General features: G+C 52.9%; 11 protein-coding genes. 9 read left to right on the forward strand and 2 right to left on the reverse strand.

Translation table 11 applies throughout. The annotated features are described in order from the left end of the window. Positions 1 to 15 precede the first annotated feature (15 nt). From AC13DD_RS09815 to AC13DD_RS09855, 9 genes are all read left to right on the forward strand, one after another. A complete protein-coding gene (locus AC13DD_RS09815; RefSeq protein WP_108017985.1) occupies positions 16 to 1581 on the forward strand; it encodes an FAD-dependent oxidoreductase in 1566 nt (521 codons plus the stop codon). Positions 1582 to 1612: 31 nt separating this feature from the next. Continuing rightward, on the forward strand, positions 1613 to 3073 hold the full coding sequence (locus tag AC13DD_RS09820) for a benzaldehyde dehydrogenase (RefSeq protein WP_305965634.1): 1461 nt from the start codon (positions 1613 to 1615) through the stop codon (positions 3071 to 3073). Positions 3074 to 3306: 233 nt separating this feature from the next. Continuing rightward, the gene (locus tag AC13DD_RS09825; protein ID WP_108017987.1) at positions 3307 to 4482 is read left to right on the forward strand and encodes an ABC transporter substrate-binding protein; all 1176 of its coding nucleotides are present in this window, start codon (positions 3307 to 3309) and stop codon (positions 4480 to 4482) included. 98 nt (positions 4483 to 4580) lie between these two features. Further along, entirely contained in the window at positions 4581 to 5444 is an 864-nt protein-coding gene (locus AC13DD_RS09830; RefSeq protein WP_108017988.1) for a branched-chain amino acid ABC transporter permease, read from the forward strand. Positions 5445 to 5457: 13 nt separating this feature from the next. Continuing rightward, on the forward strand, positions 5458 to 6414 hold the full coding sequence (locus AC13DD_RS09835; protein ID WP_108017989.1) for a branched-chain amino acid ABC transporter permease: 957 nt from the start codon (positions 5458 to 5460) through the stop codon (positions 6412 to 6414). A gap of 2 nt (positions 6415 to 6416) precedes the next feature. Continuing rightward, on the forward strand, positions 6417 to 7184 hold the full coding sequence (locus AC13DD_RS09840; protein WP_305965633.1) for an ABC transporter ATP-binding protein: 768 nt from the start codon (positions 6417 to 6419) through the stop codon (positions 7182 to 7184). Then, positions 7181 to 7894 carry an ABC transporter ATP-binding protein gene (locus AC13DD_RS09845; protein ID WP_108017990.1) on the forward strand — a complete coding sequence of 238 codons (714 nt, stop codon included), beginning with the start codon at positions 7181 to 7183 and terminating at the stop codon, positions 7892 to 7894. The genes AC13DD_RS09840 and AC13DD_RS09845 overlap by 4 nt, the downstream gene beginning before the upstream one ends. 95 nt (positions 7895 to 7989) lie before the next feature. Next, entirely contained in the window at positions 7990 to 8994 is a 1005-nt protein-coding gene (locus AC13DD_RS09850; protein WP_108017991.1) for a porin, read from the forward strand. 119 nt (positions 8995 to 9113) lie between these two features. Further along, positions 9114 to 9923, forward strand: coding sequence for an IclR family transcriptional regulator (locus AC13DD_RS09855; protein WP_094182557.1), 810 nt, complete (start codon positions 9114 to 9116; stop codon positions 9921 to 9923). Here AC13DD_RS09855 and AC13DD_RS09860 read toward each other — a convergent pair. Both AC13DD_RS09860 and AC13DD_RS09865 read right to left on the reverse strand, forming a co-directional pair. After that, complete coding sequence (locus AC13DD_RS09860) at positions 9920 to 10876, reverse strand: AraC family transcriptional regulator (RefSeq protein ID WP_339779263.1); 957 nt, start codon at positions 10874 to 10876, stop codon at positions 9920 to 9922. The two genes, AC13DD_RS09855 and AC13DD_RS09860, sit on opposite strands and share 4 nt — an antisense overlap. 199 nt (positions 10877 to 11075) lie before the next feature. After that, positions 11076 to 11993 carry an AEC family transporter gene (locus tag AC13DD_RS09865; RefSeq protein ID WP_418141299.1) on the reverse strand — a complete coding sequence of 306 codons (918 nt, stop codon included), beginning with the start codon at positions 11991 to 11993 and terminating at the stop codon, positions 11076 to 11078. Positions 11994 to 12366 lie beyond the last annotated feature (373 nt).

A 12366-nucleotide genomic window follows, 5' to 3' on the forward strand; every position in this document is an offset into this window, starting at 1 on the left:
CGGCAGGAGTAGATCATGCAAGAAACAATCGAAGCTAAAACAATACCTGCCCACGGTTTGCAGGTAACCCAAGCGTCAGACGTGACCAGCGACAACATTGAGCTCAACGCCGATGCTGTCGTAATTGGATCAGGTGCCGGCGGAGCCATTGCAGCTTATGAGTTGGCCAAAGCCGGAAAAAAAGTGGTGGTTTTGGAAGCCGGCCCTTATGTGCCATCTGAACAATTTTCAGAAATGTTGGCCGTTTCCATGGATCAGCTTTATGCCGACCACGGCGGTCAGTCCAACTCCGCCGGTGACATCTCAATCTTGCAGGGTGCCTGCGTTGGTGGGTCCACAGTCGTAAATGCTGCCCTGTGTTTTCGAACCCCGGATTACTATCTCGACCGATGGGGGAAGGAGTTCGGGCTGACCAATCTCACACCGAAAGTCATGCTGCCCTACTTTGAGAAAGTCGAAGAAAATCTCGGCATTGCACCGAACAAGTCCTTTGAGACCAGTCCAGGCGCCCAACTGCTCAGAGGCGGCATGAAAAAGCTGAACCTTCCCGAAGGTAATGCCAAACGCAATATTCGCAATTGTGCTATGACTGGTTTCTGCTTCGCTGGCTGCAAATCCGACCGTAAACAATCCATGATGGTCACCTACCTGCCCTGGGCCGTGGCCTATGGTGCGACCATCTATTCTGACACGCGGGCCACACAGATCCTCGCAGAAAATGGCAAAGCCACTGGCGTATTGGCCGAAATTGTTGACCAGCAGAGCAAAACGGTAAAGAGCAGGCTCAAGGTCAACGCTCCGATCGTCGTCGGCGCGGCTGGACCGATCCAAATGCCAATCCTGCTTCAGAAAAGCAAACTAGCCAACAGCAATGGCCAGGTGGGCAAGAACTTCGCCTGCCATCCAACCATGTCTGTGACCGGCATGTTCGAGGAGAACGTTGATAACTTCTACGGTGCCACCCATTCCCTATACATGGATAAACATGTAATGCCTGGGGATGGAAGCTACTTGCTGCTCGATGCTATCCAGGAACCCGTGGAGGCCAGTTTTCAGGCCGAGCCAGGCACTGGTAAGCCGTACATGTCCTACATGTCGAAATATCGCAACACAGTTCGCCTAATCACCCTCATCCACGATCAAAACGTGGGCGAGGTAAACTGGAAAGACGGCGTGAAAGAGATCAAATACTTCGTCGACGACGGCGATTTCGAAATCATGAAGAACGGCCTAAAGACCAATGCTCGGGTACTTTTTGCCGCCGGTGCGAAGCAACTGTTCATTCCGACATCCCACAAGCTGACCATCGACAGTGAAGATCAGATTGATGCTGTCATCGATGGGCTCGACAATGAGCCCGCCCGCTATCGCTACACCTCGTTTCACCCCCAGGGTACCTGCCGTATGGGGGCAGACCCGAAATCCACAGTGGTTTCTCCCACGGGCGAAACCCATGAGATCAAGAACCTTTACATCGTGGATGCGAGCCTGCTGCCGACATCGATCGGTTACAACCCCTCGGAAACAGTTTACGCGCTGGCCCACTATATAAGCGACCAGATCAACCGGGCGCACACCTGATTACAGTCGAAAGCATTGAGGAGAAAATACCATGGATGTGCCAGTAAACCCTGTTTGGCAACAGAACCTTTTCCTGGGCTCATGGCAAAATGGCGACGGTGAGCAGGTCGATATAATGGAACCAGCGACCGGGGAGGTGATCACACAACTGAAAGCGGCGACGCCTCTTGACGTTGACCGGGCCGCCATCATCGCCAAAGACGCCCAGAAAAAGTGGATGGCAGTCCCCTTTGATCAGAAAGCCGAGATCCTGCGCAGGGCCGCAGCCCTCCTCAAGGAGCGCGCGGAAGAAATCAACGGATGGAATACCCGCGAGTGCGGCTCAATCGGTCCAAAAGCAGATTGGGAGTTACAGGCTACCTACGAACAGGCTCAGATGGCTGCAGCCATGCCAATGCAGCCCAATGGCGAGATATTCCCGTCAAGCATTCCCGGAAAGCGGAATTATTGGAAGCGGGTACCACTTGGTACCGTAGGTGTTATCGCACCCTGGAACTTTCCCATCCTTCTTTCAATGCGTTCCGTGTTTCCGGCCCTGGCCATGGGTAACTGTGTGATACTCAAGCCGGATCCCAAAAGCAGTATTTGTGGCGGTGCACTGATGGCTCAAATTCTCGAAGACGCCGGACTGCCCGAAGGGGTGTTTCATGTTCTGCCGGGCGGCCCTGATGTAGGCCAGGCTCTCGTTGAACATCCGCTGGTCAAAATGATCTCTTTTACCGGTTCCACCGCGGTTGGGAAAAAGATTGGCGAGATCTGTGGTCGGATGCTTAAGAAAGCCTCGCTGGAGCTAGGTGGAAACAACGCACAGGTGGTTCTCGAAGACGCCGACCTGGACATTGCAAGTTCGTGTGGTGCCTGGGGCTCTTTTCTGCATCAGGGGCAAATCTGTATGCAGACCGGTCGACACCTCGTCCAAAGTTCGGTGGCAGACGCTTATATTGCTCGCCTGGCCGCTCGCGCCGGAAACCTTGCCTGCGGAAACCCTGCGCAAGAACAGGTTCATATAGGTCCACTGATCAACGAGGTTCAGGCAAAGCGGGTAGAGGGTATCGTCAACCGCTCTGTCGAAATGGGCGCACGCATCGTCGTCGGCGGCAGACGTAATGACAACTACTATGAGCCCACAGTTATAGCCGACGTCACCTCGGACATGCCAGTCTTTTCCGAGGAAGTCTTCGGGCCTGTAGCACCAGTGATGACCTTCGACTCGGATTCAGAAGCTCGTGATCTGGTCAATGAGTCTCCCTATGGTTTGGCTGCAGCGATTCATTCAGGCTCGACAGAACGAGCACTGAAGATTGCCAATCAAATCCAGGTTGGGATGATTCATATCAACGATCAAACTGTAAACAACGAGTTCCAGGTACCCTTTGGCGGCATGGGCAGCTCGGGTAACAGCGGCCGCTTTGGTGGTCCAGCCAACATTGAAGAATTCACCACCAGCCAATGGGTGAGCGTGATGGAAGAGGGTATGCAGTATCCTTTTTGAACCATGAGCTCGCCTGTCATTTCTTGTTGAGCGTCGGTTCCCGTTGGGAACGATCTGCCCTTGCCTGAAGAACGCCCGGTTCTTCAGGCTTTTTTATCGACCAAGCTACTGAATTTGAAAGGTCTCGCAATACCTCTGCAATAACCGGACACGCCTATGCAGAAAACGGATATCTCTGCAGCCCCCACACGCCTCTAATGACAGAACCCACAACAACAATCTGAGGTGTTGAAATGAGCAAGATCAAAACGCTTGCCGGTGCTGTACTGGCAACCACCCTTACCGCCGGGCTCTCAACCTCTGCCCTAGCGGCCGCTGGTGACCCGGTAAAGATCGGTGTCATGCTTCCGTTCAGCGGCATTTACGCACAACTTGGTGAAGCCGGCCGAGATGGCCTGAAGCTCGCTCTGAAAGAGCATGCCGAAAAACTTCACGGATCAAAAGTTGAGTTCATCGAGCTTGATACTGAAGCCAAGCCCTCACGCGCTCCGGAGCTAGCATCTTCGCTGTTGAACCAGCACGAAGCAGATTTCGTGATTGGTCCGGTTCATTCCGGCGTTGCCATGGGCATGATCAAGATGCTGCGCGGTAAAGATACCATTATGATTATCCCCAACGCGGGTTCTGCCGCGGCGACCGGTCCTCTTTGCTCTCCCAACGTATTCCGCACTTCCTTCTCATCCTGGCAGCCGTCCTACCCCATGGGCGAAGTGGCGCTTGAAAAAGGCTACAAGAAGGTTTATGCGATCAGTTGGAACTACGGCATGGGCCGCGAGAGTCTCGACGCCTTCGAAGAGTCCTTCACCGCCGGTGGGGGTGAGATTGTCGAGAAGGTACTGCTGCCTTTCCCGTCCACCAATTTCCAGTCCCACGTCAGCGACATAGCTGACGAGAATCCTGATGCGGTGTTCACATTCTTCGCCGGTGGTGGCGCCATCAAGTTTGTGAAGGATTACGACGCCATGGGCCTGCGCGGCAAGATTCCGCTGATGGGGTCCGGCTTCCTCACCGAAGGTACACTGCAGGCACAAGGTGATGCTGCCGAAGGCGTGATGACTGGGCTGCACTACGCAGAACAGTTGGACGTTCCGAAGAACCGGGAGTTCCGGGAAGCCTTCAACACCGAGTATGGCCACTACCCGGATATCTACGCCGTTCAGGGGTATGACGCAGGGCAGGCCATCGCCAACACCATCGACCAGCTTGAAGGTGATATTTCAGACAAGCAGGCGGTGATCAGCACCATGGAAAAGTTGACCATCGACAGCCCGCGTGGGGAATTCACCTTCTCCAAGGCACATAACCCGATTCAGAACATCTACCTGCGGGAAGTGAAAGATGGCGTGAACGTGGTGCAGAGTATCGCCGCCGAAGCGCTGGAAGATCCCGCCCGTGGCTGCAAACTCTGAGCACGGGCTCTGTTACCCCCCGGCAAGAGCCGGGGGCTTACCTGAAGCTCCCTGCCCATACCTGAATTGACTTATCCGTAAAACCGTTGGGTATTACTATGTCTACCGAACTTTTCTTCGTGCAACTTATTAATGGCATCCAGTATGGGTTGCTTCTTTTCCTGATCGCTTCCGGCCTGACCCTAGTGTTCGGCGTCATGGGCATCCTTAACTTGGCCCATGGTTCCATGTACATGGTCGGCGCCTATCTGGTGTGGTACTTCGTCGCTGTGACCGGCAGCTTTACGGTATCGGCCATTCTGTCGGCAGTGATCGCGCTTGGCCTGGGCATACTCATCGAGCGGGTATTGATCCAGCGACTCTATAACCGCAATCACCTGGACCAGGTACTGCTGACCATAGGCATGATCTTCGTGTTCAACGCTTTGCAAAGCATTCTCTGGGGCAATGATCCCTATGGTGTTGCCGTTCCGGAAGCACTGAGCGGTTCGGTGCCTTTTACCGACAACTCAAGCTATCCGGTGTATCGCATCTTCGCTGCAATGGTCTGCATAGCCATCGCCGCTGCCCTGTACTTCGTGGTGAGCAAAACCCGGCTGGGCATGTTGATTCGCGCCGGCGAATCTAACCGAGAAATGGTAGAAGCTCTCGGAGTCAACATCAAAAGCCTCTATACCATCGTGTTTGCCATCGGAGTCATGCTTGCAGCCGTTTCGGGCATTATTGCCGCACCAATGCGCTCCATCGTTCCCGGCATGGGCGAAAGTGTATTGATCACCTGCTTTGTCGTAGTGGTCATAGGAGGCATGGGCTCGATTAAGGGCGCCTTCGTGGGAGCCCTGCTGGTCGGTGTTATCAGCACTTTTGCTGCGGTTCTAATACCGACCATGTCCAACATGATTATCTACATCTTTATGATCCTGGTGCTGCTGGTGAAGCCCCAGGGCCTGTTCGCCAAGTAAGCGGGAGCCGAACATGATTTTCGAAAAACGCACCGAACGGATTTTCCTGGCGATCTTCTTTGTCATCGCCCTCTGTATTCCCCTTTTCCTGGAGGAGAACTCCTTCTTCGTGGGCAAAGCCACCACCATCCTGATTTTGGCGGTGTTTGTAATGTCTCTGGACTTCCTGGTTGGGCGAGTTGGCCTGGTCACCTTGGGTCACGCCCTGTTCTATGGCCTTGGCGGCTATTTATTCGTGATCCTCACGCCGGAGTATGAGGCAGTCAATTTCTGGATCTACGCCTTTTACATTATGGGGCTTAATGCCCTGATTGCGCTGGTGATCGGTGCGGTGGTGCTACGCACCTCCGGAATCTACTTCATCATGATCACCCTGGCCATCTCGCAGATGGCCTATTACTACTTCTTCGATTCCCTGGAGTTCGGCGGCAACGACGGTCTGTTTATCTTCATGAAGCCAGAAACCAGTATCTTCGGACTGAGCTTCCTGAACCTGGACAACCCCACCCACTTCTATTACCTGGCATTGCTGGCGGTGCTGGTCACCCTGTTGGCCATCAAGATCATCCTGCGTTCGCGCTTTGGCCGCATCGTCGAAGCCAGCCGCCTGAACCCGGAACGTACCGCGGCGCTGGGCTACAACATCTTTGCCTTCCGCCTGATCAGCTACGTCATTGGCAGCACCCTGGCGGCCTACGCCGGTTTGCTGTTTGCCCTGCAGTACGGCTATGTAAACCCGCAATTCATGACCTGGGAAATGTCTGGAACAGCGCTGGTGATGTCCATCCTCGGCGGGATGGGCACGATCTACGGCGCCATTATCGGCACCATAACCTATGAAGGTCTGCAGTATTTCTTCGAGCACATGAGCGAAGACTGGATGCTGTTCATGGGCGGCGCCATCATCCTGATGGTCCTGCTGCTGCGCAAAGGCCTGGCCGGATACCTTGAAAAGCTGCTGGAGAAATAATCATGGCCAACGACATCATTCTGGAAACCGAATCCCTCAGTAAACACTGGGGCGGGATCAAGGCACTCAACGACATTTCCCTGCAGTTTCATGATCGACAACTGCACGGCGTGGTCGGCCCGAACGGCGCCGGCAAGAGCACGCTGTTGAATATGCTGTGCGGCACCCTGCAGCCAACCAGCGGATGTATCTTCCACAAGGGCGAGCAGATTGAAGGCATGAAGCCGTGGAAATTCGTGCGCCGGGGCATCGGCCGCAGCTTCCAGAAAACCAACATCTACGCCGATGTCACCTGCCTGGAAAACTGCGCGGTGGCGGCTCAGCGCCGATTTGCGGGTAGCTTCAATTTGTTCGCGTCGCGTCATTCCAACAAGCTTGTTCAGGAAGCCGCTGAAAAGGCTTTATGTCAGGTGGGGCTCGAAAGCCGCATCCAAACCGTTGCGGCGGAAATTTCATACGGAGAGCAGCGCCAGCTCGAACTGGCCATGGTGCTGGCAACCGATCCGTGCATCCTCCTTCTGGATGAGCCCATGGCTGGCATGGGCCACGAAGAATCTCAGCGCATTATCGCGCTGCTGAACGAGCTCAAACAGACCTACTGCATTGTGCTGGTAGAGCACGACATGGACGCAATTTTTGAGCTGTCCGACCAATTAACCGTGCTGGATAACGGCACCCACCTGATTACTGGCACCGTGGATGAAGTTCGCAACGAGCCCCGGGTGAAAGAAGCCTACCTGGGCAAGGAAGACGAGGAGGAAGCGGCATGAGCAACAGCCTTCTAGCAGTTAAGAATCTCAATACACTTTATGGCCGCAGCCACATCCTCCACGACCTGTCCTTTAAACTTGAGAAAGGGCAATCCATGAGCTTGATGGGACGCAATGGCATGGGCAAGACCACCACGCTTAAGTCCATTCTTGGCATCGTGCCACCCCGCAGTGGTCATGTTTACTTTGACGGACAGGACATTAGTAACCTGCCGACATGGAAGCGGATGAGAAGGGACATTGCCTACGTTCCCGAGGGCCGGGGCATGTTCCACAACCTTACGGTGAAAGAACACTTACAAATGGCCGCACGCCCGGACAGCAATGGAAAATCCGGCTGGGACTTCGACCGAGTTATGTCGACTTTCCCTCGCCTTCAGGAGCGCTTGTCTAATTTAGGAACGGAACTCTCTGGGGGTGAGCAGCAGATGCTGGCGATCGGACGGGCGCTGGTCACCAATCCGAGACTGATGATTCTTGACGAAGCCACCGAGGGCCTTGCACCGCTGATCCGAGAGGACATATGGAAGGTTATCGCAACCATTCGCGAGTCCGGCATTTCTACATTGATCGTGGACAAGAACATCAAGGCCCTGAAGAGGCTCTGTGACCGTCATGTCGTTATTGTAAAAGGAAAAGTTCATTTCGACGGCAGCTCTGAGGAGCTGGACCAGAACCTAGAAAAAGTCGAAACGGCACTCAGTGTGTAAATTTACAGAAAACGGATAGGGATGTTCATTAACCGGATATTTGACCCCGCCGTAATAACCGATAGTTCAAGTGCCAAACAACAAGGAGAAGGCAAATGAACTATCGTAACTCACTGCTAGCGCTGGCGATCGCTTCCGGTCTCAGCGCAACACCTTCCGCTCATGCTCTCGAACTCGGCGAGTTCAACGACACCAAATTTAGCATCGGTGGTTATTTCAAAGCCGAAGCCATCTATGAAAAGGTCGATGATGGGGACTCGCGCATCTTCGGTCGCTCAAACCAGTCTCGCGTGAACCTCAAGACGGTGACCCAGAAGGAAGGCCATACCATTGTCGGTTTTGTGGAAGGCGACTTTTACGGCGGAACCTATCCTGGGGAGAACAACGACCTGCGTCTTCGCCACGCGTTCATCAAGGTTGACCAGACCACCGTAGGTCAAACATGGACCGGCCAATTCTGGGCCGTTGCATACCACGACTACCTGGATTTTCTCGGTGGGCCACGCGGCACCTTGGGCGGGTTGAACTTCCGCACCAACCTGATTAGCCATGAGGTGGCCGGATTCCGTTTTACCGCACAGGATCCAGTAAACAACGACGCAGACACCCCCGATCTGGCCGTCAACTACAACCTGAACTTCGACGGCGGTCACCGTGTTATCCTCACCGCATCCGGTCGCGAAGTTGAAAACGGCGACTTCGTGGGTGGCGGTGCCATTGGATCAAAGTTCATGATCGGGCCGCACAGCATTAACTTAAACGCCCACTACGGCGAAGGACTTGGAGCGTTCACCGGTGTAGGCGTGAACAACAGCCTGTCATCCCCCGATGTAGAAAACGGCGATGCTGTAAGCCAGGCAGGCGTCGACGTCGGATTCCGCTACGTCATAAACAGCGATTGGCGAGCCAATGTAGCCTACACAGCCGTTGAAGTGGACGATAACGCCGACACCAACTACGAGGCCCACCGCGTCAACTTGATCCACAACATTACGCGGGATCTGGAAGCCGGGATAGAGTGGCGCAAATACAACCTCGCCTTCGGCCCACTTCTACCGGAGGGCCAGCAGGTTGAGGTAATGGCCAAATACAAGTTCTGATCCAGACCTTCAGAATTGGTACTTTGAAAGAAACCGGAAAGGCGGGCGTCCTCGTTCCCCAGGGCGCCTGTTTTCCACTGGCACACGGCAGAACCAGTCATTCGAAAACGGTAACGTCAATGGCAGAAGAGACCACAAAGCGACAAGGAATCGGTTCGCTGGAAATTGGATTACATATACTCAACTACATATCCGTAGCATCCAGACCCCCGACTCTGAAGGAACTTTCGGGCGCTCTGGACCTTTCGCCTAGCCGCGCTCACAAGTACCTCGTCAGTTTGCTGAGAGAGGGCTATATCAATCAGGTGAATCAGACCCAGTATACTCTCGGCAACTCCAGCCTGACTCTCGGTATTTCTGCGCTCCGGCGCATTAACCCCATTCAATTGAGTTATGCGGCTGTTGATCGGCTTAATGAAGAAACAGACAAAACGGTTTCCGTGACTGTATGGAATGGTAACGGCCCATTGATCATCAAGTGGTTGGATTCAAGCCAGCCAATCTCGGTCAACGTGAGGTTGGGCGCGGAGTTATCGCCACTGAACTCTGCGTCAGGAAGGATTTACCTGGCCCACTTACCAGACAAACGACGCAAGGAGTTGATAGACCAGCACTACGAGAACTCCAAGTCACTCCCAAAACATCGGGGCAAGCCCGTCACCCGAGACGAACTGCAACTTCATCTGGACACCATCAAACGGGATAACTACTGCGCGTTTTTCAGCGATTACCTTCCCGAAATCAATGTGCTTAGCTGTCCCGTGTTCGATATTAACGGCAGCATTGTCACCGTCATCACACTGTTGGGTCTTGATAGGGACACAGATATTAGCGAAGGCTCATTTCTGTTCGAAAAGGTCTTGGAGTGCAGTAAACGGGTCACTCGCCAGATTTGCGGGCAACAACGAGAAGGCAATGGCCGGGCCTAACCGGCCATTCGCAGGGTTTCAGAGGGCAATTCGCCGAAGGATTTTCGATAATCCGACGAAAACCGGCCCAAGTGGCTAAAGCCATAGTCCAGCGCGATCTCGGTAACATTGCGGCATTTTCCCTGTATGAGATCTTCCCGCAACTTCTGCAATTTCAACTGCTTAATGTAACACTTCGGAGTCGTTGCGAAGGCTTTTGAAAAGGCATTGTAGATGGATCGAACACTCATATTAGAGACGCTGGAGAGTTCTTCGATATCAATATTGCGATGCACGTTCTGTTCTATGTGCCTCAGCATCTTACCCAGCATGGGCGTATGAGCAGTTTCGCCCTCTTCAATTGACCAGTTACTCGGAAAAGCTTTCAGCAGCTTCTTGAGTATGATGTCCCGGTAAGGCGCTCCGACTGCGCTTATTTCCTCATCCTCAGCATCATCAAGCTCCGAAAAAACGGCTTCAATAATTTTGATGAGTGCCGGACATAATTTGAGATCGACGGGAATCCGATCAAAACGAATACCATTTTCTGGCAACCGCCGAAGAGACACCTCCCGGGCGTTGATCAATGCTAACTCAGGAACTTTGATGATTAACTTTTCGCAATCTTCTGAATATTCGAGATCAATTTTCTCATAGGGGTTCACCATAAGGCCCTGGCCACTGCGAACTTTCATCCGTTCGCCAGCCTGGTGCCAGACACACTCCCCTTTGGTGACGATTTGCAGGTGGTAAATGGATTCCAGTTCAGGACTTTTTACCCGGACGCAATTTCCGTAGCTAATTTGAGACAAACCAAATCCGGCAAACTCCCTGAAACTTAGACGTGACTTTTGTTCCTGCCCACCGACCATTTCGAGTCTATGATGTCCGATATGCTTATTGACGAAGGATGACACTTCTTCCGGGTGTGCCCCATGGAGGATTGTTTCGCCTGCAAGTTGTTGACTAAACATCAGCTGCCTCATTTACTTATTATTAATTCATTCACTTTAAAGAAAACGGCATGATCAATCAACAACCAATCAAACGCCCTTCTCTCATTGGCAAGCCCCCGATAAAGCAAACGCCTGATGGCGTTGCGCCGAACGCAAATCTGCAGGTGCTGGCAATGAACTGAGAGCGGATACTGCGAGGAATTAAAAATCGAAGCGGTCAGAATGCTAGAGAAATCATGATCGGTATAAAAGCAAGGGCAAAAATTGTAGTCAGTAGAACCGTTCCAGCTGCTTGGCTCGGTGACACATCCATCAAGGTGGCGATAACAACAGCATTCGCAGGTATTGGCGTGATTGAGATCAGGAAAATCGCTTTGTGGGCAGCTGAGTCGTATATATCCAGGAATGTTGCATCCAGCCACCAGAAGCCAATCGCAACCAAGGGCCAGATCACGAACTTTCCAAAAAAGGCCATTGCCGTAAAACGAATGTTGCCTGCCAATCCACGGAAACTGATGATGCTCATACCGATAATCATCATGCCCAGAACACTGTGAGCTCCTCTGAAATTATCGAAAAGCGGAACGAAAATTTCTGGAATGTCGACCCCAGAAAGATTCATCGCCATAGCGGCAATAAAGGCATACACGGCTGGGAGCCTCAGAACCCGGAAAAGGGCGTCTTTAATTCCGAACTGACCTCGTGCGGCGAGATAAAAACCCACCGAGTTTTCGAAAAGCGTTGTTCCGAGCATGCACATGATGTACAGCCCCAGCCCCTCTTTTCCAAAAAGTAGTAGCGCTACCGGCACTCCAAAGTATCCGTTGTTTCCTGAACCGACACACAAAGGGATGATGTTGGCACTGCCATCATTGAGAAACTTACTTGCTACTTTCATCTGGACAATACCTAGTACAGATGCAATCGCAAAAATGAGAAAGGGCAACAGGATAACTTCTGTTGAAAGCGGCGCGGCCATCACACCGGAAAAAACGACCGATGGGGTCACGATGTAAAGCATGATGCCCGCTATGTTTCGGCTGCTGGCCTCCAGATAGCGGCCCGCAATCCAGCCCAGAGCAACCGTTACGTAGAGCGGAATCAGCTTAATAAAGAGAGCAAATCCGGCCGTCATAGGTATTCCGGGTAGCGTTAATATTTCCTGCCAGGCAAGCCGCGACGTTAACAGTGCAAGAGGAAACTGAGGCGTTTTAAAAACATTAGGGATCTCTGAGGCGTTAATCTATCCGCTCAGTGCAGACACTTATCCAGGTGCTGAAACCTGACAGCAATCAATCTCGGTTCAAGCCGCAAAGGACCCAGAAAACCCCGTGGTACATCGCGGTCGAGGCGTTTTCAACCAAACAACTGTAAGCGCCAATAAATCCGCACCTGTGGCTGGCAACTGAATTTCGCCACACTGATTCCTGCTTTCAAATGAAGGAGGAATCCGATGACCACCCCTGATTTACATCAGTTCTGGCAACAGACGCTATCGGACTGGCAGG

The sequence above is a fragment of the Marinobacter sp. L-13 genome, assembly GCF_056857715.1.